We start from the raw sequence: 22,555 nt of genomic DNA, 5'->3' as shown, positions 1-22,555 counted from the left end.
TCAGTGGCTGGTCTGGCCCCATCGTCGGAACGCCGCCCGGAGCAAGCTCGCTCCCACAGTGATCTCTGTTGTGCCAAAAATTTGTATTCACAGAAAATCCCCTGTGGGAGCGAGCTTGCTCGCGATGGGGCCGGTCCAGACGACATTAATGCCGGATCAGTTTGCTGCGCACCTCGGCACTCGCCTGCTGATCCAGCTCCCCCCAAAACTGTTGCTTGCCGGCAATCTCGGCAGCAACCGGCAAACCGTCGCGATACACCAGCCGATTGCTCGCCAGCGCCGGGACTTTCGCACCAGGTAATAGTGTGCCGGCGAGGTTCAGCGGATCGACCCCGCACACCGCGACCAAACTCCCGTCATGGGGCCGACGTCGCATCTCCCGCAGCAATGGAATCGCCTCGGGCAGGGCGAATTGCTCGCCCGCCAGGCCGCTGACAAACCGTCCCCCACGAATCTCGCCGCGTGCCTCCAGGCGATGGAAGGTGCGCAGCAGTTCGCGCCAGCTCGGCAGCCAGTCCGCCTCACGTTCCAGCAAGCGCCAGAACACCACGCCGTAACGATGCAGCAAGGTCATGGCGATGTGTTCCAGGGTCTCGGCCGGCGTCGGTGCGGGACGCTGGTTTTCCACCACAGGGGCCATTGGCGCACGTCGCAACAAGGCCCAGCGCCCGGCGTCGTCCATGCCGCCGATGAATGCACCGCGTCCACGCCGACTGTTGCGCGGCTGGCGCTTGCTGGCCGGGGTGATCAGCGCGCGCAAACCGGCAAAGCTGTCGGCGTTCACCAGCCCCGCACCCACCAGTTCCTGCAGGGCGATTTCCAGTTCCGAACGCAGCAAGTGCGCCTCATGGATCAGCTCGTCGAAAAACAGCGCGCCATGCTGGCTGAGGGCGGCGTGGACCTTTTGCGTTTTCGGCGACAGCTCGCTCACCGGTGTCTGTTCGGTCAAGCCGCTCCAGAGGCCGACCCGGTTGCGCGGCAGCAAGACAATCGGTGTGCTGCGCAATGCGGTGCCGGTGTTTTTGTTTTGCGCAGTCAGGCGCGTCCACACCAGTCTGCCGCTGCGGCACAACTCATCCAGCCAGGTCGCCGAGTAGTCCTTGATCCGTGCGGACAGAATGTCGCTGTCCCAGGCGGAAGCGGCAGCGGGGTAGCCTTCGAATTGCCCGACGATGGCTGGCAACACCGCAGCACCCTGGCCCTGGCTTGCAGTCGACACATGCTGCCAATCAAACAGGAATCGCATGAAATCCTGCAACGCCACCGGTTCGATTTCCCGGCGCAGGCGCTTGACCGTATAGCGGTGAATTCGCGCCAGCAAATGCCGCTCGCACCATTCTTCTTCGGCGATGCCCGGGGTGAAGCGACCGCGCAACACGTAGCCTTCGCGTTCCAGTTGCGTCAGGGCCTGGGTCACTTGTGCTGCGGGCAAGCCGAGTGGTTCGGCAATGCGCTCGAGCGCAAGTGGGCCGAAGGCGCTGAGCCGTGCGCGGATCAGTTCGAGGGCGGCTTCGTCGGGTGCCCAGCTTTCATCGAAGTCTGGCAGCGCTTGCAGCGGTGGCGTCAATTCGGCCTGTGGATAAATGGCCTGCAGGCAGGTCAGGCGCTCCAGCGCCAGCCACAACGATTGGCCGGCATTGATCTGTAAACGGCTCGCGCGTCCGCTGTCGGCCAGGGTCTTGAGCCAGTCGAGCCATTGCGGATTGGCGCCGGCCTCGGCATCGGTGATGCACGCCAGGCTCATCAAGGCCTCGTGCATTTCATCGATACTGGAGGGCACCGGCCAGGCTTCGTCGCGCACGGCGGCAATCGCCTCGGCGTCCAGCGCTCCGAGGTCGTCGGTGGATTGCGGATCGCTCCAGCGCCGATTGAGTACCGCTTGGGTGCGGCGTTCTTCCAGCGGTGCATCGTCGAGAAAGGTGTAGGGGCGGGCGCTGAGAATCTCTGCCGCCAGCGGCGAGGGCGCCGGCAAGTCGCGGCTGATCAGGCGAATGTCACCGCGCTCCATGCGCCGCAACAAGGCCAGCCAGCCTTCAGTGTCCATGGCTTCGTGCAGGCAATCGTCGAGGGTCTGTTCCACCAGCGGATGGTCGGGAATCTCCCGTTCGCCGGCGAGGTTTTCCACGCAGGCAATCTGATCGGGAAACACGCTGGCGATCAGGTCTTCGCTTTTCATCCGCTGGATCTGCGGCGGGACTTTGCGCCCGCCGCTGTAGCGCGGCAGCGCCAGGGCCACGCCGGCATTCCAGCGCCAGCGCACGCCGAACAGCGGCGCGTCGAGCACGGCCTGGATCAGGATGTGTTCGGCGCTGTTGCTGTGCAGGTAGCGCCAGACATCGTCCAGTTCAAAACTGTGGCTGGTGGACAGCGACAGCACGATAGCGTCTTCGCTGGCGGCGGCTTGCAGTTCGAAGTTGAAGGTGCGACAGAAACGCTTGCGCAGGGCCAGGCCCCAGGCGCGGTTGATACGGCTGCCGAACGGCGTATGAATGACCAGTTGGGTGCCGCCGGACTCGTCGAAAAAACGCTCCATCAACAGCGTGTCTTGCGAGGGCAGGGCACCCAGTGTCTGTCGTGCGCGGGCCAGGTAGTCCACCAGTTGTTCGGCGCTGGCGAGGTTCAGGCCCAGGGTCCCGGTCAGCCAGTCGAGCGCTGGCTGCAAGTTACCAGGCGCGGTCCCCAGCAGGTCGTCGAGTTGTGCCTGCAAGCGCGCCACCGCCGAGGACAATTCGGCGCTGCGCCCCGGCGCTTCACCGAGCCAGAACGGAATGGTCGGCGGCTGACCCTGGGCATCCTCGACCCGCACCTTGCCGGTTTCCACGCGCAGGATTCGATAGGAGGTATTGCCCAACTGGAAGATATCGCCAGCGATGCTTTCCACCGCGAAGTCTTCGTTGATGGTGCCGATGTTCAGCCCTTGAGGCTCCAGCAGCACGGCGTAATCAGCGTTGTCCGGAATGGTCCCGCCACTGGTCACTGCGGTCAGTTTTGCGCCACGGCGACCGCGCAGGGTGCGGCTCACGGCGTCGCGGTGCAGGTAGGCGCTGCGCAGGCCCTGACGCCCGTTGTAGCCTTCGGCGAGCATGTGCAGCAGCGCCTGATAGTGTTTGTCGTCGAGTCCGGCGTAGGGCGAGGCGCGGCGCAGCATCTCCAGCAGCGCTTGCTCAGGCCACTCCTGGCAACTGACTTCGGCGATGATCTGCTGCGCCAGCACGTCCAGCGGTGCTTGCGGGATCAACAGGGTGTCGAGTTCACCCCGGCGCACGCAGTCGAGCAACGCGGCGCATTCGATCAGGTCGTCGCGGGTGGTGGCGAACAAGCGGCCCTTGGGCGTGCCGCCGACCTGGTGCCCGGAGCGGCCGACCCGTTGCAGAAACCCGGCAATCGAACGCGGCGAGGCGATCTGGCACACCAGGTCGACGTCGCCGATGTCAATCCCCAGTTCCAGCGATGCCGTGGCGATCAGCACTTGCAGGTCGCCACGCTTGAGCCGCTGCTCGGCGTCCAGGCGAAACTCCTTGGCCAGGCTGCCATGGTGGGCCGCTACGGCGTCCTTGCCCAGGCGTTCGCTCAGGTGCCGGCTCAGGCGTTCGGCCAAACGCCGGGTGTTGACGAAAATCAGCGTGGTCCGGTGCTCGCGGGCGAGGGCGGCGAGGCGGTCGTAGACCAGTTCCCAGACATCGTTGGTCATCACGGCCGACAGCGGCACGGGCGGCACTTCGATGTCCAGGTCGCGGGGGCGGGCGTGGCCGATGTCGACGATTTCGCACGGGCGGTCGCGACCGACCAGAAAGCGCGACACGGCTTCGATAGGTTTTTGCGTGGCCGACAGACCGATGCGCAGCAGCGGCTCGGGGCAGAGTGCCTGCAGGCGTTCAAGGCTCAGGGCCAGATGGCTGCCGCGCTTGCTGGCGGCCATGGCATGGATTTCGTCGATGATCACCGTTTGTGTGGTGCCAAGCATCTGCCGACCGGAGTCGGAACCGAGCAGCACGTACAGGGATTCCGGTGTGGTCACCAGAATGTGCGGCGCCGTCTTGCGCATCGCCGAGCGGTCTTTTTGCGGTGTATCGCCAGTGCGCACGGCGGTGCTGATCTGCAGTTCGGGCAGGCCCATCACACGCAATTGTTCGGTAATGCCGGCCAACGGGGTTTGCAGGTTGATCCGGATGTCGTTGGACAGCGCCTTGAGCGGCGAGACGTAGACCACCAGCGTTGCGTCGGGCAAGCCTTCGGGGCTTTCCAGGCCGCGGTGCACCAGATCGTCGATGACCGCGAGAAACGCGGTGAGGGTCTTGCCGGAGCCGGTGGGCGCGGCGACCAGGGTCGAGCGGCGCTGGCGGATCAACGGCCACGCCCGGGCCTGGGCGGCGGTGACCGCTGCGAACGTGTGGCTGAACCAGGCACTGACGGCGGGGTGGAAGCCGCTCAGGGCACTGTCTGCGGGGATGGGCAGGTTCATGCAGCAAGTTATGCGGGTGGGGGGCGCAAGATGCAAGTACCGCTCGGGATCTCTGTTGACTGACAGGGCCCCCATCGCGAGCAAGCTCGCTCCCACAGGGGGGCGGTGTTCACAAAACCATTGTGGGAGCGAGCTTGCTCGCGATGAGGCCAGTGGCAGCACCACAAATCCCGGACATCTACACTTTACGGATGACGGTTGCGCACTAAACCCGCAAAATGCAACGATTCCGGCAATTACCAACGACATCGCCTGGGGGCGATGTCGATATAGCCATCGTTCCAATCAGACTGGGCCTGCTGACTCTATGCGAATGCGCCTTATGTTACTGGGCGGCGGAAATGCCCTTGGGCAGGCGCTGATTCGCCTCGGTGCGGAGGAAGACATCGGTTTCCTCGCCCCCCGCCCGCCGCAAGACGGCTGGGATGCCGCGAGCCTGACGCAACTGCTCGACGACACCCGTCCCGATGCATTGATCAACCTTGCCTACTACTTCGACTGGTTTCAGGCCGAAGCGGTCAGCGAACAGCGTCTGGCCGGCCAGGAGCGTGCGATCGAGCGTCTGGCGGAACTGTGCCAGCACCACAACATCGTTTTGCTGCAACCTTCCAGCTATCGCGTGTTCGACGGCTCCCGCGCAACGGCCTACAGCGAAAAAGACGAACCCGTGCCCTTGGGCTTGCGGGGGCAGGCCTTGTGGCGGATCGAGCAAAGCGTTCGCGCCACTTGCCCGCAACACGTGCTGCTGCGTTTCGGCTGGCTGCTGGACGACAGCCCGGATGGTGCCCTTGGCCGTTTCCTCGCCCGTGCCGAACAACCCGAAGAACTGCTGATGGCCGACGACCGGCGTGGCAACCCGACGCCGGTCGACGATGCCGCCCGGGTGATCATTTCAGTGCTCAAGCAACTCGATTGCGCAGCGCCGCTGTGGGGCACCTATCACTACGCCGGGCATGAGGCGACCACGCCGCTGGCGCTGGGGCAGGCGATTCTGACCGAAGCCCGCAGCCTGCATCCGCTGGCCATCGAAGCCCCGACCGCCCAGGCCCACGCCGCGCGTCCGGATGCTGCGGAAGAGCCGCAACACGCGGTATTGGCCTGCAAGAAAATTCTGCACACCTTCGGGATCAAGCCACGCGCCTGGCGTGCGGCGCTTCCCGGTCTACTGGACAGGTTCTATCGCCATGGCTGACGGTCCCGTTTTGATCACCGGTGGTGCCGGTTTCATTGGTTCGCACCTGACTGACGCCCTGCTCGCCAAGGGCCATGCGGTGCGGATTCTCGATGATCTGTCCACCGGCAAGCGCAGTAATCTGCCGCTGGATAATCCCAAGGTCGAACTGATCGTCGGCGACGTGGCCGATGCGGCTTTGGTCGCCCAGGCAATGGCCGGTTGCAGCGCCGTGGCGCACCTGGCCGCCGTGGCGTCGGTGCAGGCCTCGGTGGACGATCCGGTGCGCACGCACCAGAGCAACTTCATCGGCACGCTGAACGTCTGCGAAGCCATGCGCCAGGCCGGGGTCAAACGCGTGCTGTTCGCCTCCAGCGCGGCGGTGTATGGCAACAATGGCGAGGGCGAGTCGATCGACGAAGACACCCCAAAGGCGCCGCTGACGCCGTATGCGGTGGACAAACTGGCCAGCGAGCAGTACTTAGATTTCTACCGTCGCCAGCATGGGCTGGAGCCGGTGATTTTCCGCTTCTTCAACATCTTCGGCCCGCGCCAGGACCCGTCCTCGCCGTACTCCGGGGTGATCAGCATTTTCAGCGAGCGAGCACTGAAGGGCTTGCCGATCACCGTGTTCGGCGATGGTGAGCAGACCCGGGATTTTGTCTACGTCGAAGACCTGGTCGACTTGCTGGTGCAGGCCATCGAGAAGCCCCGGGCCGAAGTGGGGGCGGTCAACGTTGGCTGGAACCAGGCGACGACCCTCAAGCAAATGCTCGAAGCGCTTGAGGCCGTGGTCGGCCAACTGCCACCGGTAAGCTACGGCCCGGCGCGCTCCGGTGACATCCGTCATTCCCGGGCGAACAACCGGCGTCTGCTGGAGCGCTTTCGCACCGCCTCGCAAACACCGATGAGCGTGGGGCTGGCGCGGTTGCTGGGGCGATAGATCGCTCACCCGCGGACATGAAAAAGGCGCCTTTTTACAGGCGCCTTTTTCACGGCCGGAATTTACTTACAGCGTGTGCAACTTCTATGGCGAGGGAGCTTGCTCCAGATCGACTCCGTCACGGTCGTCATCAGTATTGAGTTTGCTCGCCACGGCCTCATCCACCACCACGTGAACGTTACTTAGAACTTGTAGCCCAGACCGACCATGTAGACGAACGGATCCACATCCACATCGACCTTGGCCCGAGTGCCCGGTGCAATGGCGTTGTTTTCCACAGTGGCGGTGGTATCGATGTCGATGTAGCGCACCTGGGCGTTAATCATCACGTTGTCGGTCAGCATGTAGTCGGCCCCGACCTGCCAGGCCAGACCCCATGAGTTATCCGCCTTGAAATTGCTGAAACCGGCGGACTGGGCTCGGCTGCCGACATGTTCGTCGTAGATATAGGTGTAGTTGATGCCACCGCCGATGTACGGCTGGAACGCCGACTTGGGATCCAGCGGGTAATACACCAGGCTCAAGGTTGGCGGCAGCTGTTTGATGCTACCGAGCTTGCCATTGGCAGGGGCCAGCGCGGTGCCCTTGATTTTCACATCATGTTCGAAGGGGGTTGCCGCGAGCAGCTCGATACCGAGGTGGTTCGTGAGCATGTAGGCGAAGTTCAGACCAAGCTGTGTGTCGCTGCTCAGAGTCGCTTTGCCACCCAGGTCGGCACCCGCCAGCGGGCCTTGATCAACCTTGACGCTGGAGCTGTCGGCTTCCGGGTCGACGGTGATGGCGCCGGCACGGAGGATAATGTCACCGGCTTCGAAAGCATTGGCGAGCGGGGCTGCAAGCGCAAGGGCAACCAGCGAAGCGCTGAGCAAGGACTTGTTCATGGGGGCTCCAGAGGACGTTAAAAATGTTCGATGTCCAATGGTAAGGCGCCTAACGATTCGGTCTTTTGATGCAGCTCAATGAAAGTGGGAAGGGAGTGATTTTTGTGGTGTTGCTGATGGCCTCATCGCGAGCAAGCTCGCTCCCACAATGAGTTGCGCAATGCTGAAGATTTTTGTTTCAACATCGAACCTGTGGGAGCGGGCTTGCCCGCGATGGCGATTGTGTTGGCGACAAGGAAACTCCGGATTCACTCCGGTAATTCATACAGATAAATCTTGTCCGCCTCCATCTGATACCCGGCATCCGCCAGTTCGCTGGTGGACGCCTTGACCTGCAATGCGCCCTCGATCCAGTACGGCTGATACAACTCGTCGAGCTTCACGCCGACTTCGCTTTTGACGTGCACGATCTGGTTCGACGGCGGTGGCGGTACGTGGATGCAGGCGCCGAAATAGGGCACCAGCAGAAACTCCGTGGTGCGTCCTTCCTCGCTCACTTCCAGTGGCACGATGTAGCCCGGCAGGCGAATGTTCTGGCCATCGAGGGTCTTGACCACCGGTGCGTTGGGCAAGTCTTGTTTGGCGGCGGGCGCTGACTCGGCCGACAGCGCATTGCTCATCTGCGACAGGTCATGCAGGGGCGTCATGTTCGGCACTTCTTTCGGCGCATCCGGCGGAATCATCTCCGACCAGGTCAAATCTCGCGGCTGGGCTGCCCACAGGGGCAGGGCGACCAGCATCAACAGCGCAAGTACTGCGCGGGGCATGTTCAACGTCCTCATAAACGGATCGACAGGCCATCGGCCAGGGATTGGCGATAGGCGCGCCAGGCCGGCACACTGCCCATCAGCAACGCGGCGATCAGGATGCCACCGAGCAACGTCCATTCATACTCGCTTGGCCACGATAGCGGCAGATACAGACCGTAGTTGGCCTGCACATAACCCTGGGCCGCGGCGATGCACACATACAGCAACGCCACGCCGGCGATCACGCCCGACAGCGCCAGGGCAAAGGCTTCGAGCACCAGCAGCGTCGCGATGTGCCACGGTCGCGCACCCACCGAACGCAGGATCGCCATTTCCCGGCGGCGTTCGTTGAGGCTGGTGAGAATCGCCGTGAGCATGCCGATCAACCCGGTCAGCACCACAAACAGCGAGACCACGAACAAGGCTTTTTCCGCGGTGCCCATCAGGCTCCACAGCTCCTGCAGCGCCACGCCCGGCAGGATCGCCAGCATTGGCTCACCACGAAATTCATTGATTTCCCGTTGCAGGGCAAAGGTCGAAATCTTGTTGTTCAGGCCAAGCATGAACGCGGTGATCGCTTGCGGTGTGAGGTCCATGTTGCGCGCCTGATCGGCGGTGATTCGACCCTCGCCCCGGGCCGGCAACCCGTTATGCCAGTCGATGTGAATCGCTTCCATGCCGCCAAGGCTGATGTGCAGCGTGCGGTCCACCGGCGTGCCGGTGCGTTTGAGAATGCCGACCACGGTGAACGGCTTGTCGTCGTGCTTGACCAGGCTGATCGCTGCCACGCCGTGGGCCAGCACCAGTTTGTCACCGAGTTTGTAGTGCAGTGCCTCGGCCACTTCGGCACCGAGCACCACTTCGAACGGGTCGGTCGCAAACGCCCGGCCATCGGCCAGCTCCAGGTGTTGCTGGCGACCGTACTGGTAATGCTCGAAGTAGGCTTCGGTGGTGCCCATCACCCGATAGCCGCGATGGGAATCGCCGAGGGACATCGGGATCGCCCATTTCACTTTCGGGTTGCTGGCGAAGTGCTCGAAGCTGTCCCAGCGGATGTTGTTGGTGGCGTTGCCGATGCGGAACACCGAGTACAGCAACAGGTTCACCGAGCCGGAGCGGGCGCCGACGATCAGGTCGGTACCGCTGATGGTGCTGGCGAAACTGGCCTTGGCTTCGGTGCGCACGCGCTCCACGGCCAGCAGCAGGCACACCGACAAGGCAATGGCGAACGCCGTGAGGATCGCGGTGAAGCGGCGGTTAGCCAGGCTGGCCATGGCTAGACGAAACAGATACATCTCAGACCTCGGACGGGGTGGCGGCGCGATTGAGTTCGGCCAGCGACAGGTTGTGGTCGAACAGCGGCGCCAGGCTCTGGTCGTGGCTGACGAACAACAGGCTCGAGCCGGCCTCGCGGCACTCGGCGAACAGCAGGCGAATGAAATTCTCACGGGCATCGTAATCGAGGGCCGAGGTCGGCTCGTCGGCGATCACCAATTCCGGTTGCCCGATCAGTGCACGGGCGGCGGCGACCCGTTGCTGCTGGCCGATGGATAACGAATCGGCGCGGCGACCGAGGATATTTGCATCCTTCAGACCCAAGTGAGCGAGCAGCGTCGCGGCCGCTTTGTCGACGCTGCCGTGACGCTGTTTCGCCCGTTCGGCACGCAGCTTCGAGAAGTGGCAGGGCAGTTCGACGTTTTCACGCACCGACAGAAACGGCAGCAGGTTGAACTGCTGGAAGATGTAGCCGGTGTGATCGACGCGGAAGTGGTCACGGGCGCCGGCCGACAGCTGCGTCAGCTCCTGGCCGAGCAGGCGAATGCTGCCGCGATCGGGCTTTTGCACGCCGCCGAGCAGGCCGAGCAGGGTGGTCTTGCCACTGCCGCTGGGGCCTTTGAGAAAGAGGGTTTCACCGCGCTCCAGGCGAAACGCCGGGATGTCCAGCAGTGGCGGGTGACCGGGCCAGCTGAAGCCCAGGTCGGACAGTTCGATGAGTGCTTGGGTCATTTAGCCGACTTCATGAATGTTGATGACCTGTGTAGGAGCTGCCGCAGGCTGCGATCTTTTGATCTTCGAAGGTAAAAAGATCGCAGCCAGCGGCAGCGCCTACAGGAAATCTATTGTGAGTTCAGAATTTGAGGGCGGCAGCCTTGGCAGTCACGTCAACGCCTTGCTGCCCGTTCGGGCCGATCAGTTGTACCTGAATCGTCCGAGTGTCCGGGAACGCGTTGAACATGTTCGCCAGGTCCAGGGTCTTCAATGCGTTCGGTGTGGCGCAGGTGAACTGATAATGAGCGTGGATTTCGCTGTGGTCGTGATGATGTTCGTGGCCATCTTCATCTTTGTCGTCTTCATCATGGTCATCGTCGGCATCTAGCGTGTCCCCGAACAACGGGCTTTCCAGTTCCTGGTTTTCCACCACGCAACCGGCGGCTTTCGGCAGGTTGAACAGGGTCAGCGGTTGCTCAAGCAGAGCGCGGGCCGCGGCGACTTTGGCTTTGTCGGCATCGCTGGTGGCGACGTGTTCGAAACCCACCAGGTTCATGGCCGGGCTTTGCAGCTCCAGCGCCAGGGTCTTGCCGTCCAGCACTGCGTTCAGGCGTCCAACGCCATGTTCGTGGGCACCCAGGCTGCCATGCTCATGATCGTGTTCGTCGGCGGCATGGGCAACAGCCAGCGGCAGCATGGCAAACGGCAGAGCGAGAAGCAGACGACGCATGGCGAGTCTCCGAAAAGTAAAATGAAGAAAATGTTATGTAATCTTATAACATCAGTGCGGAGAGTTTGACTGCCTGCTTGGCGTAGCACAAGTCCCATGGGAGCATGCAGGGAAGAAAATTGCGGGAGCAGACTGATGTTGCGAATTCGCGGAAGCATCGGCGACTGGCCGGTGGATTTGACCCTGGAGATGGACGATGCGGACTGGGCGCGACTAGGGGCGCAGTTGCAGGTAGAAAAATCCCCGGTCAGCACCCCGGTGGCGAAACCGCTGAATCAGGATGATGCGCTGTGGCAGATCGCCCGGGATTTGCTGCGTCAGGCCGGACAGTTGAGTGGACCGGACTTGCTCGATCAATTGGAAGGCCTGACCGGCAGTGCGGCGGCGGGCAAGCGCCTGCTGGTGCGTTTGCGCCATTGTGCGGATGTGAAGGTGCTGAGCGGCGGGGATACGCCGCTCTACAGCTGGATCGAGTAGACCGTAAAAAGATCGCAGCCTGCGGCAGCTCCTACAGGGTGAAAACATATCCTCTGTAGGAGCTGCCGCAGGCTGCGATCTTTTGATTTTTAATAAAGCGCAGCAAACAGTTTACGGCGGTACGTGCTCACCAGCGGGTGATCATTGCCCAGCAACTCGAACACCTGCAGCAAGGTCTTGTGCGGCAAGCCTTCGCTGTAGCTGCGGTTGCGTATGAACAACTTCAGCAAAGCATCCAGCGCAGCATCGTACTGCTGACGGGCCAGCTGCTGGATTGCCAGTTGATAGACCGCCTCATCGTCCAGCGGATCTTTAGCCAGCCGTGCCTTCAGGTCGGCGGCGTCCGGCAAGTCCTTGGCCAAACCGAGAAACTTGATCTGCGCCTTGGCGCCGGCCAGCGCGGCCTTGTGCTCGTCGCTCTTGACCGCATCCAGCACGGCTTGCGCCTCGCCCAGTTCACCGCGCTCGGTCAGGCAGCGGGCGTACAGGATCAGCGCCTTGGCGTTGGTATTGTCTTCACCCAGGATCACTTTGAGCAGCGCTTCGGCATCAGCAAAGCGGCTGTCGTCGAACAACGCCTGGGCCTGCTCGAACGGATCGGCGGCGGCCGGTGGCGGCATCTGCACATGAGGTTCGAGCAGGGCGCGCACGGCGGATTCCGGCTGGGCACCGGCAAAACCGTCGACAGGCTGGCCATCCTTGAACAGCACCACGGTCGGCAGGCTGCGGATGCCGAAGCGGGCGACGATGTCTTGCTCGAGGTCGCAGTTGACCTTGGCCAGCAGCAATTCACCCTGGTAGCTCTCGGCAATGCTCTGCAACATCGGCATCAGCACTTTGCAGGGCGCGCACCATTCGGCCCAGAAATCCACCAGCACCGGCTTGTGGAAAGAGTTCTCGATCACCGACTGGTCGAAATCGGCAGTCGTGGCGTCGAAGATGTACGGCGTTTCCTGACTCATGGGCAATCTCTTGGAAGCGTGAATTCGCTCACTATAAGGGCTGGCGCAAAAGATCGCAGCCTTCGGCAGCTCCTACAGGGTAAACCGCATTCCATGTAGGAGCTGCCGAAGGCTGCGATCTTTTAACGGCGTCAATCACGCTGCGCGTGGTACAGGCTCACATGCCGAAACTCGTGGGGCTCGGCCAGATCCGGCAGGGTCATGGCTTCGAGCATCTCGATGCGCCGGTACAACGGATGGCGAAAATCCCGTACCCGGGAATCCGCCACCAGCGCCTCTCGGCCGCGACTGAGGAACTGGTCGAGCAGCGGCAGGTTCGCCCGGTCGTACAGCACATCCGCCACCAGGATCAGATCGAAGCGATCAGCTTCGGCGAAAAAATCCGTCGAGTAGTTGAGTTGCACGTCGTTGAGCTCGGCATTCGCCCGACACGCGGCAATCGCCAGTGGGTCGAGGTCGCAGGCCAGCACTTCCAATGCGCCGGCCCTGGCGGCGGCAATCCCCGCCACCCCGGAACCGGCGCCGAAATCCAGCACCCGCTTGCCTTCGACCCAGTGCGGGTTTGTGGCCAGATAGCGGGCCACGGCCAGGCCGCTGGCCCAGCAGAAACTCCAGTACGGTGGCTCATGCAGGATGCGCCGGGTTTCTTCGGGGCTGAAGGCGCGGTCCATGTTGTCGCCGTCGATCAGCCACAGCTTCAAATCGGTTTCCGGCAACGGGCAGGCCACCAATTGTGCATCACCCAGCAGTTCAACCAAGGCCCGTTGCAGGTCGAACGGTGCACTCATGGGGCTTTGACGAATTGCAATTGGCCCAGGGCCTGGGTGGTCGGCTGGGTAATCAGTTGCGACGGCAAGTGCAGGATCAACTGGCCGGACTGGCTGGCGCGGCCTCGCAGTTCCACGCGGGCGCCGGACGGGAAGGACTCCGGATTGAAGCGCAAGTGAAACGGCAATACCTGGTTGTTGCCGATCAGGCTGGAACTGGCGAGCAATTGTTGCGGGCGGTCTTTCTCGTCGATCACCAGCAATGCCAGCTCGACTTCAGCACCGGCCGGCACGCCTTGCAGGGTGCCGCTCAGCTCACGCTGATAGGCAGGCAGGGGGCCGAGGTCGGCGGCCTCCCGGGCTTTCTTCTGCGCTTGCTGCGGCGCCGGGCCAGGTGTTGGCGGCTGGGGCTTGGGTGCATCGCTGCCGCAAGCCACCAGCAGGCTGAAAACACTGAGCAAAATGAGCGGACGTAACGACATTGGTGGCTCCATAAAGCTGAATTCCATGGATCAAGTGATCATCCCGTCTGTATACCGCAAACCCTATGGCTTGTCTTGCCACCGGGATGCGCTACCATGGCCCTCCCTTTTTTTGTTGCCTGCCACCATGCACTGTCCCTTCTGCGGTGCCAACGACACCAAGGTCATCGACTCGCGTCTGGTCGCCGAGGGCGAACAGGTGCGCCGCCGGCGTGAATGCCTGGCCTGCGGCGAGCGTTTCACGACGTTCGAGACGGCTGAACTGGTGTTGCCGCGCCTGATCAAAACCGACGGCAGCCGCCAGCCGTTCGACGAAGAAAAACTCCGCGCCGGCATGCAGCGTGCGCTGGAGAAGCGCCCGGTGAGTGTCGAGCGCCTCGAATCGTCGCTGGTGCACATCAAACACAAACTGCGTGCCACCGGCGAGCGCGAGGTCAAATCCCTCGTGGTTGGCGAACTGGTGATGGCCGAGCTGCAGAAGCTCGACGAAGTCGCCTACATCCGCTTTGCTTCGGTGTATCGCCGCTTCCAGGACCTCAACGAGTTCCGCGAAGAGATCGATCGCCTGGCCCGTGAACCGGTGAAAGAATGACCACGCCCGCAGAACTTGCCATCCTCGATGCCCATTTCATGGCCCGTGCCCTGGAACTGGCGCGCAAGGGGCATTACACAACGCACCCCAACCCGCGTGTAGGTTGCGTGATCGTGCAGGATGGGCAGATTGTCGGCGAAGGCTGGCACGAGCGCGCCGGCGAGCCTCACGCCGAGGTCCACGCCTTGCTCGCGGCCGGTGAGCAGGCGCGTGGCGCAACCGCTTATGTGACGCTTGAGCCTTGCAGCCACCACGGCCGCACGCCGCCCTGTGCCGATGCGCTGGTGAATGCCGGCGTGGCCCGCGTGGTCGCGGCGATGCAGGACCCGAACCCGGAAGTCGCCGGTCGCGGTTTGCAACGCCTGGCTCAGGCCGGTATCGCCACCGAAAGTGGTGTGCTGGAGGGCGAAGCGCGAAAGCTCAACCAAGGCTTCCTCAAGCGCATGGAGCACGGCTTGCCGTTCGTGCGGGTCAAGCTGGCCATGAGCCTCGACGGTCGCACGGCGATGGAAAGCGGCGAAAGCCAGTGGATTACCGGTCCGGCAGCACGCTCGGCGGTGCAACGCCTGCGCGCCCAGGCCAGCGTGGTGCTGACCGGCGCCGACACAGTGCTGGCGGATAACGCACGCTTGACCGTGCGTGCCGATGAGCTCGGACTGGACGCCGAGCAAACAGCACTGGCCATGAGCCGGCCGCCGCTGCGTGTGCTGGTCGATGGCCGCCTGCGCGTTCCGCTGGATGCGCCGTTCTTCAAGGCCGGCCCGGCGCTGGTCGCCACCTGTGTGGCGGTGGAAGAGCAGTACGCCAATGGCCCGGAATGCCTGATCGTGCCCGGCTACGATGGCCAGGTCGACTTGCGTCAGTTGCTGGTCGAGCTCGCCAACCGTGGCGTCAATGAGGTGCTGGTCGAGGCCGGTCCGCGGCTGGCGGGTGCTTTCGCTCAGCTTGGGCTGGTGGACGAATTCCAGATATTCATTGCCGGGAAGTTCCTGGGTTCTTCGGCGCGGCCGCTGCTGGACTGGCCGCTCGCGCAAATGAAGGATGCGCCGGCACTCAAAATCACCGAAATTCGTGCAGTTGGCGATGACTGGCGAGTCATCGCCATCCCTGTGCCAGCGGCGAGCGTATAATTTCCGGCCATCGCTATAGCGCTGGCTTTGTTCTCGAGGAGAACCTCATGTTTACCGGCATCATCGAATCCATCGGCAGTATTCGTGCATTGACCCCAAAGGGCGGTGATGTGCGGGTACACGTCGAAACCGGCAAGCTCGACCTGAGCGATGTCAAACTGGGCGACAGCATCGCGGTCAACGGCGTGTGCCTGACTGCCGTTGAATTACCGGGCAATGGTTTTGCGGCGGACGTCAGTCGCGAAACCCTCGACTGCACTGCCATGAACGACCTTAAAAGCGGCAGCCCGGTCAACCTGGAAAAAGCCCTGACCCCGACCACTCGCCTTGGCGGGCATCTGGTCAGCGGTCACGTCGATGGTGTGGGTGAAGTGGTTGCCCGTACCGAAAACGCGCGCGCCGTGGAATTCCGCATTCGCGCGCCCAAGGACCTGGCCAAGTACATCGCCCATAAGGGCTCGATCACCGTCGACGGCACCAGCCTGACCGTGAACGCAGTCGATGGCGCCGAGTTCCTGCTGACCATCATTCCGCACACCCTGAGCGAAACCATCATGGCGTCGTATCAGCCTGGTCGCCGGGTGAACCTGGAAGTGGACTTGCTGGCCCGTTACCTGGAGCGTCTGCTTTTGGGCGACAAGGCCGCAGAGCCGACTGCGGGCAGCACCATTACCGAAAGCTTTCTGGCCGCCAACGGCTACCTCAAATCCTGACTCAAGGGGGTGCCTTGTGGCGCTCAATAGCATCGAAGAACTGGTTGAAGACATCCGCCAAGGCAAGATGGTCATCCTCATGGATGACGAAGACCGCGAGAACGAAGGTGACCTGATCATGGCCGCCGAGTGCTGCAAGCCCGAGCACATCAACTTCATGGCCAAGCACGCCCGTGGCCTGATCTGCATGCCGATGAGCCGCGAGCGCTGCGAACTGCTCAAGCTGCCGCTGATGGCGCCGCGCAACGGTTCCGGTTTCGGCACCAAGTTCACCGTCTCCATCGAAGCGGCCACCGGCGTGACCACCGGCATCTCCGCCGCCGACCGCGCGCGTACCGTGCAAGCGGCTGCCGCCCGTGATGCCAAGGCTGAAGACATCGTCAGCCCGGGCCACATCTTCCCGCTGATGGCCCAGGCCGGCGGCACCCTGGCCCGTGCCGGCCACACTGAAGCTGCCTGCGACCTGGCGCGCATGGCCGGTTTCGAGCCGAGCGGCGTGATCTGCGAAGTGATGAACGACGACGGCACCATGTCCCGTCGCGCCGAACTGGAAGCTTTTGCTGCCGAACACGACATCAAGATCGGCACCATCGCCGACCTGATTCACTACCGGATGATCCACGAACGTACCGTTCAGCGGATTGCCGAGCAGCCGCTGGACAGCGAACTGGGCCAATTCAACCTGGTGACCTATCGTGATTCGGTGGAAGGCGACGTGCACATGGCGCTGACCCTGGGCAACGTGTGTGCCGAAGAACCGACCCTGGTTCGCGTGCACAACATGGACCCGCTGCGTGACCTGCTGATGGTCAAGCAACCGGGCCGCTGGAGCCTGCGCGCCGCCATGTCAGCGGTTGCCGAGGCCGGCAGCGGCGTGGTGCTGTTGCTCGGTCACCCGCTTGATGGCGATGTATTGCTGGCGCATATTCGCGAAACCGCCGATCACGCCGCGGTGAAAAAACCGACCACCTACAGCACTGTCGGTGCCGGTTCGCAGATCCTGCGTGACCTTGGCGTACGCAAAATGCGCCTGATGTCGGCGCCAATGAAATTTAATGCGATATCCGGTTTCGATCTGGAAGTTGTAGAATACGTGCCCTCCGAATAATGACCGGTTGTTCCCGGCCTTGAATTCGCGGTTCAAATATCACTGAGGGACGCGTACGAGACGCGTCCCGGCTCTTTAAGAGATCTAACGAATGACCCTGAAGACCATCGAAGGTACCTTCATCGCCCCTAAAGGCCGCTACGCTCTTGTAGTAGGGCGTTTCAACAGCTTCGTCGTTGAAAGCCTGGTCAGCGGTGCCGTTGATGCCCTGGTTCGCCACGGCGTGAGCGAAAGCGACATCACCATCATCCGCGCACCTGGCGCCTTCGAAATTCCGCTGGTTGCACAGAAAGTCGCTCAAAAGGGCGAGTTCGCGGCAATCATCGCCCTGGGCGCAGTCATTCGTGGCGGCACTCCGCACTTCGAATACGTGGCTGGCGAATGCACCAAGGGCCTGGCCCAGGTGTCCATGGAGTTCGGCGTACCGGTTGCATTCGGCGTGCTGACCGTTGACTCCATCGAGCAAGCCATCGAGCGTTCCGGCACCAAGGCCGGCAACAAAGGTGCTGAAGCTGCCCTGTCCGCTCTGGAAATGGTCAGCCTGCTGGCGCAGTTGGAGGCCAAGTGATTAGCGACGATAGCGATCGTTTCAACCCGCGCGATCCAAAGCCTGCGGATGCCGGCAAGCCATCGAAAAGCGCCAAGCGCCGCGAAGCCCGTCAGCTCGCGACTCAGGCGCTGTACCAATGGCACATGGCCAAGCAGTCGCTGAACGAGATCGAAGCGCAGTTCCGGGTCGATAACGATTTCAGCGATGTCGACGGCGCGTACTTCCGCGAAATCCTGCACGGGGTTCCGCAGTTCAAGACCGAAATCGACACCGCACTCAAGCCTTGCCTCGATCTGACCATCGAAGAGCTGGACCCGGTTGAACTGGCGGTTCTGCGCCTGTCCACCTGGGAACTGCTCAAGCGCGTCGACGTGCCGTACCGCGTTGTGATCAACGAAGGTATCGAACTGGCCAAGGTCTTCGGTTCCACCGACGGCCACAAGTTCGTCAACGGTGTGCTCGACAAGCTGGCCCCGCGTCTGCGTGAAGCTGAAGTGAAGGCGTTCAAGCGCTGATCGGCGCTTGGAATGTCGACACGAAGCCATGGGCGAGTTTGAGCTGATCCGCAATTTCTTCGCCGCCGCGCCTTGTGCGCAGGGCGGCGAAGGCGTTGCCCTCGGGATCGGCGATGACTGCGCCTTGCTGGCTGTTCCTCCCGGGGAGCAGTTGGCGATATCTACCGATACGCTGGTGGCCGGCGTGCATTTCGCCGATCCCTGCGATCCCTTTCTGCTCGGTCAGCGCTCGCTGGCCGTGGCCGTCAGCGACCTGGCCGCCATGGGCGCCACTCCAATCGCCTTTACCCTTGCCCTGACCTTGCCGACGGTGACCGCCGATTGGCTGCAAGCCTATGCCCGTGGTTTGAACCAGATGGCGCAAGGCTGCGGCGTGGCGCTGGTAGGCGGTGACACGACGCGTGGGCCGCTCAGCCTGACCATGACCGTGTTCGGGCGCGTGCCGGTTGGCCAGGCGCTGACCCGCAGCGGTGCGCAACCGGGCGATCTGCTGTGTGTCGGTGGCGACCTGGGCAATGCCGCCGGTGCCTTGCCATTGGTGCTCGGCCAGCGCACGGCCGACGCGAGCATTGCCGAGCCGTTGTTGGCCCACTACTGGTCGCCGCAGCCGCAGCTTGGCCTGGGGCAGGTGCTGCGGGGCAAGGCCACTTCGGCGATGGACATCTCCGACGGCCTGCTCGCTGATTGCGGGCATATCGCACTGGCCTCGAAGGTCGGTATCGAAGTCGAGCGGGAGCGTTTACCGCTGTCGCAGAGCCTGATCGACTTTCTCGGCCGATCGGACGCCCAGGTGGCGGCCCTGAGCGGCGGCGACGATTACGTGCTGGCGTTCACCCTACCGTCCGTCGAGTTGCCGCTATTGCTGGCCGACGGCTGGCCGATCCATGTGATTGGGCAGGTGGTGACGGGACAGGGCGTGACGTTGCTGGACGCCGATGGCCAAGACATCACCCCGCAAACCCGGGGTTATCAACATTTTCGGGAGTCACCGTGACAGATCATCCCAAACAGGTCCCGGCGGAATTCGTACCGCCGTCGGTCTGGCGTAATCCATGGCATTTCCTGGCGTTTGGTTTCGGCTCGGGCACCTTGCCAAAGGCGCCCGGCACTTGGGGATCGTTAGTTGCGCTGCCCTTTATTCCGTTGTGGCAGATGTTGCCCGACTGGGGTTACTGGCTGATGCTTGGCATCACCATGCTGTTCGGCTTCTGGCTGTGCGGCAAAGTGGCCGACGATTTGCGGGTACACGACCATGAAGGCATCGTCTGGGACGAAATGGTCGGGATGTGGATCACCCTGTGGCTGGTGCCGGAAGGTTGGCAGTGGTTGCTGGCAGGCTTCTTGATGTTCCGCTTCTTCGATATCCTCAAGCCATGGCCGATTCGCTGGATCGACCGGCACGTGCATGGCGGCGTTGGTATCATGCTCGATGATGTGCTGGCCGGGGTGTTCGCCTGGTTGGCTATGCAGGGATTGGTGTGGTTTTTCGCCTGATCAAGGGTTACCAGGCGTTAATCGGGGGAGCAGGGATGGTTCTACGTGGATTGATGGTGGTGGTATTCGCGATGTTTTGCGCTTTCGCCCAAGCGGGAGGAGGGGGTGCTACGCCGCCGTCGGTGATTCATCTGGCCAGCGAGGACTGGGAAGACTACACCGCCGCTGACGGTCATGGCCTGGGCTGGGACGTGCTGCGACAAGTGTTCGAACCGGCAGGTGTCAAAGTGGACATCCGCACCGAGCCCTACGTGCGTTCGCTGGGCTTGGCCGAACGGGGTGAAGTCGATGCCTGCGTCGGTTCCTATCGCGACGAATCCGAGGCTGTGCTCTATCCCCATTGGAGCTTCGACACCGATCACATCTATGCCCTGGGCCTGGCGAGCAGTCCGGTGCCAACCCCCGAAACCCTGGGCAATTATCGGCTGGCCTGGGTCCGTGGCTACGATTACCAGGATTATTTGCCCAACGTGCAGCACTTTGCTGAAGTGCAGCGGCGCGACGGCATCGTGTCGATGCTGACCCACAACCGTGCCGACTATTACATCGACGCGCAGACCGAAGTCGATTACGTGCGCAATCGTGCCAAAGACCCCTCCCAGTTGCGCAGTACCCATATCGCCGAGTTGCCGCTGTACCTGTGCTTTGCCAAGACCGCAAAGGCGCGTAGCCTGATGGCGCTGTTCGATCAGCGCATGGAGCAGTTGGTCAAAAGCGGTGAGCTGAAACCTATCTTCGAGCGCTGGAAGCAGCCATACCCATTCGAAGACAATTGAACGGGGCCAATGTAGGCGCTGCTGAAGGCTGCGATCTTTTGATCTTTAAAAGTCAAAATCAAAAGATCGCAGCCTTCGGCAGCTCCTACAGAGATTGATCGGCCCGGATATCAAACTTTTTGATAGTTATCGCCGATAATTCAGCCTAAGCGTCGCTCGGAACCTGCTGTTACAATGCCGGCTCTGCGAATCTTCAGAACTTTTAGATCAGGAGCACACCGGTGCCTGTCGTTTTTGTCGCCGCTTCCAAGCTGCCAACGCCTTTTGCGCAATTCACCATGCATGGCTTTCTCGATGAAGGCACTGGCCGCGAGCACGTTGTGCTGAGCCTGGGTGAGTTCGACGACGGTGCCCCGGTACTCGGCCGGTTGCACTCCGAATGCCTGACTGGCGATGCCCTGTTCAGCCAGCGTTGCGACTGCGGCTCGCAACTGGAGGCCGCTTTGCAGGCTATCGCCCGTGAAGGTCGTGGCGTATTGCTGTACTTGCGCCAGGAAGGACGTGGCATTGGCCTGCTGAACAAGATCCGCGCCTATGAGCTGCAGGACGGTGGCGCCGATACCGTCGAAGCCAACGAGCGTCTGGGCTTTGCCGCCGACCAGCGTGACTACGCCATGTGCCTGCCGATGCTGGAGCACCTGGGCGTGAAGTCATTGCGCCTGATGACCAACAACCCGCGCAAGGTCAAAGCCTTGACCGACATGGGTATCGCGGTCGCCGAGCGCGTGCCGTTGCACACTGGCCACAACCCGCATAACCGACTCTACCTGGCGACCAAGGCCAGCAAGCTCGACCACATGATGGGCAATGAACATCAGGGCGAGGTAGACCGGGCGTGACCCGGGGTCAGGTTCGGCGGCGACTGTCCGTCAACTGGTGGCAATACCTGGCATTGGCCCTGTTGCCGCTGTTCGTGATCAACGCGGTGTTCGGCCAGAGCGAAGCCATTCTGCCGGTGCTGGCGATGCCGTTGTTCATCGCCGGTGTCGCTTCGATGTTTGTCAGCCTGAAGTTTTTCGGCGCCTACAAGCACGCGCTGATCGCCACCCAGAAAGCCCTCGATACCCCTGAAGAACCTGGCGCGTGGATCAACCTGGCGGCGAAGCGCCGTACAGCGTTCCTTGCCGCCGGCCTGCCAGCGTGGATCGGTGCCCTGGCGGTGTTCGTCGGGCTCGAAGCGGTGCCGTTGATGTTGCTGGCGCTGTCGACCGCCGTGCTGTTCTACCTCTACCGTATTCCGCGTCAGCTCGGTTGATGCGCGCGCTCTGGCTGGCGGTTTTGCTGCTGGCCGCCAGCCGCTCGGCCATCGCGGTCGAGCGAGTCGTCAGCCTTGCACCGTCACTCTCTGAAATCGTCGTGGAACTGGGTTCTGCCGACCTCCTGGTCGGTGTGCTGGACGCCGGTGACCGACCGGCTGAACTCAAGAACCTGCCCTCCGTTGGCCGCTATGGCCAGTTGGACATGGAGCGGCTGCTCAGTCTGCAGCCCGATCTGTTGCTGCTATGGCCCGGTAGCGTCGGCCCGGCCCAGCGGGACCAGCTCAAACGCCTGAGCATTCCCACCTACGTCGCCGAACCCCACAGCCTGGAGCAGCTTGCCGCGCAGATCGAGGCCATTGCCGCTCAGCTCGGTCGGCCTGACCGCGGCGTTTCATTGGCCGGCGACTTGCGCCAGCGGTTGGATGCATTGCGTCAACGCTATCGACGGGATCAGCCGTTGCGGGTGTTCTATCAGATATGGGATCGGCCGTTGTACACCGTCGGCGGCGAGCAGATCATCAGCGATGCGCTGGAGGTCTGCGGAGCCCAAAACGTGTTTGCCGACCTGAAACTGCCGGCACCGCAAGTCAGCGTGGAAGCCGTGTTGCAGCGTAATCCCGAGGTGATTCTGGCCAGCGATCAGGCGCAGCTCGATGCGTGGAAAGCCTGGCCCGTGGCGCAAGGACAGTTGCGATTGGTCACGGACAAGGGCCTGGAGCGGCCGAGTGGGCAGATGATTGAGGCGACTGCAAAGCTGTGCCAATTGATCGCACCCGACCGCTGAAATGTACTGTCGCTGACACTC

24 protein-coding genes are annotated in these 22,555 nt (G+C 62.4%); 15 read left to right on the top strand and 9 right to left on the bottom strand.

The genetic code is table 11. The features are described from left to right. Positions 1-145: 145 nt before the first annotated feature. Positions 146-4,462: a DNA glycosylase AlkZ-like family protein gene (locus C9422_RS27985; protein ID WP_116582909.1), complete on the bottom strand. Its 4,317-nt coding sequence runs from the start codon at positions 4,460-4,462 to the stop codon at positions 146-148. 307 nt (positions 4,463-4,769) lie between these two features. Here C9422_RS27985 and C9422_RS27980 point away from each other — a divergent pair, with 307 nt between their 5' ends. Together C9422_RS27980 and C9422_RS27975 are read left to right on the top strand one after the other, a co-directional pair. Further along, complete coding sequence (locus tag C9422_RS27980; RefSeq protein WP_007970144.1) at positions 4,770-5,654, top strand: sugar nucleotide-binding protein; 885 nt, start codon at positions 4,770-4,772, stop codon at positions 5,652-5,654. Beyond that, the gene (locus tag C9422_RS27975; protein WP_116582908.1) at positions 5,647-6,576 is read left to right on the top strand and encodes an NAD-dependent epimerase/dehydratase family protein; all 930 of its coding nucleotides are present in this window, start codon (positions 5,647-5,649) and stop codon (positions 6,574-6,576) included. Before C9422_RS27980 ends, C9422_RS27975 begins: the two co-directional genes overlap by 8 nt. Positions 6,577-6,758: 182 nt before the next feature. Here C9422_RS27975 and C9422_RS27970 read toward each other — a convergent pair whose 3' ends face one another. From C9422_RS27970 to C9422_RS27950, 5 genes are all read right to left on the bottom strand, one after another. Next, complete coding sequence (locus tag C9422_RS27970; protein WP_095965761.1) at positions 6,759-7,457, bottom strand: OmpW family protein; 699 nt, start codon at positions 7,455-7,457, stop codon at positions 6,759-6,761. Between the two features lie 248 nt (positions 7,458-7,705). Next, positions 7,706-8,224, bottom strand: a complete 519-nt coding sequence (locus tag C9422_RS27965) for a DUF3299 domain-containing protein (RefSeq protein ID WP_007970150.1) — start codon at positions 8,222-8,224, stop codon at positions 7,706-7,708. Positions 8,225-8,235: 11 nt separating this feature from the next. Then, positions 8,236-9,501: an ABC transporter permease gene (locus C9422_RS27960; protein WP_116582907.1), complete on the bottom strand. Its 1,266-nt coding sequence runs from the start codon at positions 9,499-9,501 to the stop codon at positions 8,236-8,238. 1 nt (position 9,502) lies between these two features. Next, positions 9,503-10,213, bottom strand: a complete 711-nt coding sequence (locus C9422_RS27955) for an ABC transporter ATP-binding protein (protein WP_007970153.1) — start codon at positions 10,211-10,213, stop codon at positions 9,503-9,505. 121 nt (positions 10,214-10,334) lie between these two features. After that, positions 10,335-10,925, bottom strand: a complete 591-nt coding sequence (locus tag C9422_RS27950) for a DUF2796 domain-containing protein (protein ID WP_116582906.1) — start codon at positions 10,923-10,925, stop codon at positions 10,335-10,337. A 135-nt stretch (positions 10,926-11,060) separates the two neighbouring features. Between C9422_RS27950 and C9422_RS27945 the strand changes: the two genes are divergently transcribed. Continuing rightward, complete coding sequence (locus tag C9422_RS27945) at positions 11,061-11,402, top strand: hypothetical protein (protein ID WP_116582905.1); 342 nt, start codon at positions 11,061-11,063, stop codon at positions 11,400-11,402. 89 nt (positions 11,403-11,491) lie between these two features. On the opposite strand, the gene trxA is transcribed toward C9422_RS27945, so the two are convergent. The 3 genes from trxA to C9422_RS27930 form a co-directional block, all read right to left on the bottom strand. Further along, a complete protein-coding gene (trxA, locus tag C9422_RS27940; RefSeq protein ID WP_007970158.1) occupies positions 11,492-12,364 on the bottom strand; it encodes a thioredoxin in 873 nt (290 codons plus the stop codon). A gap of 131 nt (positions 12,365-12,495) precedes the next feature. Then, the gene (locus C9422_RS27935; RefSeq protein ID WP_116582904.1) at positions 12,496-13,152 is read right to left on the bottom strand and encodes a methyltransferase; all 657 of its coding nucleotides are present in this window, start codon (positions 13,150-13,152) and stop codon (positions 12,496-12,498) included. Next, positions 13,149-13,613, bottom strand: a complete 465-nt coding sequence (locus C9422_RS27930) for a YbaY family lipoprotein (RefSeq protein WP_116582903.1) — start codon at positions 13,611-13,613, stop codon at positions 13,149-13,151. Before C9422_RS27930 ends, C9422_RS27935 begins: the two co-directional genes overlap by 4 nt. A gap of 127 nt (positions 13,614-13,740) precedes the next feature. Between C9422_RS27930 and nrdR the strand changes: the two genes are divergently transcribed. The 12 genes from nrdR to C9422_RS27870 all read left to right on the top strand — a co-directional run bounded on the left by nrdR (position 13,741) and on the right by C9422_RS27870 (position 22,534). After that, positions 13,741-14,205, top strand: a complete 465-nt coding sequence (gene nrdR, locus C9422_RS27925) for a transcriptional regulator NrdR (protein ID WP_003228656.1) — start codon at positions 13,741-13,743, stop codon at positions 14,203-14,205. Further along, a complete protein-coding gene (ribD, locus tag C9422_RS27920) occupies positions 14,202-15,335 on the top strand; it encodes a bifunctional diaminohydroxyphosphoribosylaminopyrimidine deaminase/5-amino-6-(5-phosphoribosylamino)uracil reductase RibD (RefSeq protein WP_116582902.1) in 1,134 nt (377 codons plus the stop codon). Before nrdR ends, ribD begins: the two co-directional genes overlap by 4 nt. A 47-nt stretch (positions 15,336-15,382) precedes the next feature. Next, positions 15,383-16,048, top strand: a complete 666-nt coding sequence (locus C9422_RS27915; RefSeq protein WP_008018158.1) for a riboflavin synthase — start codon at positions 15,383-15,385, stop codon at positions 16,046-16,048. Between the two features lie 16 nt (positions 16,049-16,064). Then, entirely contained in the window at positions 16,065-17,156 is a 1,092-nt protein-coding gene (gene ribBA, locus C9422_RS27910; protein WP_007970163.1) for a bifunctional 3,4-dihydroxy-2-butanone-4-phosphate synthase/GTP cyclohydrolase II, read from the top strand. Positions 17,157-17,247: 91 nt separating this feature from the next. Next, a complete protein-coding gene (ribE, locus tag C9422_RS27905) occupies positions 17,248-17,724 on the top strand; it encodes a 6,7-dimethyl-8-ribityllumazine synthase (protein WP_003228649.1) in 477 nt (158 codons plus the stop codon). Beyond that, on the top strand, positions 17,721-18,221 hold the full coding sequence (gene nusB / locus C9422_RS27900) for a transcription antitermination factor NusB (protein ID WP_007970164.1): 501 nt from the start codon (positions 17,721-17,723) through the stop codon (positions 18,219-18,221). Before ribE ends, nusB begins: the two co-directional genes overlap by 4 nt. Positions 18,222-18,249: 28 nt before the next feature. Beyond that, entirely contained in the window at positions 18,250-19,215 is a 966-nt protein-coding gene (thiL, locus tag C9422_RS27895) for a thiamine-phosphate kinase (RefSeq protein ID WP_116582901.1), read from the top strand. Then, positions 19,212-19,715: a phosphatidylglycerophosphatase A gene (locus C9422_RS27890; protein WP_007970166.1), complete on the top strand. Its 504-nt coding sequence runs from the start codon at positions 19,212-19,214 to the stop codon at positions 19,713-19,715. The genes thiL and C9422_RS27890 overlap by 4 nt, the downstream gene beginning before the upstream one ends. 35 nt (positions 19,716-19,750) lie before the next feature. Next, positions 19,751-20,491, top strand: coding sequence for an ABC transporter substrate-binding protein (locus tag C9422_RS27885; protein WP_116582900.1), 741 nt, complete (start codon positions 19,751-19,753; stop codon positions 20,489-20,491). A 221-nt stretch (positions 20,492-20,712) separates the two neighbouring features. Further along, positions 20,713-21,330 (top strand): GTP cyclohydrolase II, encoded by a 618-nt coding sequence (ribA, locus tag C9422_RS27880; RefSeq protein WP_007970170.1) that lies wholly within the window; start codon positions 20,713-20,715, stop codon positions 21,328-21,330. Beyond that, positions 21,327-21,746, top strand: coding sequence for an MFS transporter (locus tag C9422_RS27875; protein ID WP_102702040.1), 420 nt, complete (start codon positions 21,327-21,329; stop codon positions 21,744-21,746). Before ribA ends, C9422_RS27875 begins: the two co-directional genes overlap by 4 nt. Continuing rightward, entirely contained in the window at positions 21,746-22,534 is a 789-nt protein-coding gene (locus C9422_RS27870; protein ID WP_116582899.1) for a cobalamin-binding protein, read from the top strand. The genes C9422_RS27875 and C9422_RS27870 overlap by 1 nt, the downstream gene beginning before the upstream one ends. Positions 22,535-22,555: the final 21 nt, after the last annotated feature.

Source organism: Pseudomonas sp. B1(2018) (genome assembly GCF_003097365.1).
GTDB classification, from domain to species: Bacteria; Pseudomonadota; Gammaproteobacteria; order Pseudomonadales; family Pseudomonadaceae; genus Aquipseudomonas; species Aquipseudomonas laurylsulfatiphila.
This window is presented reverse-complemented; position numbering and strand designations above follow the sequence as displayed.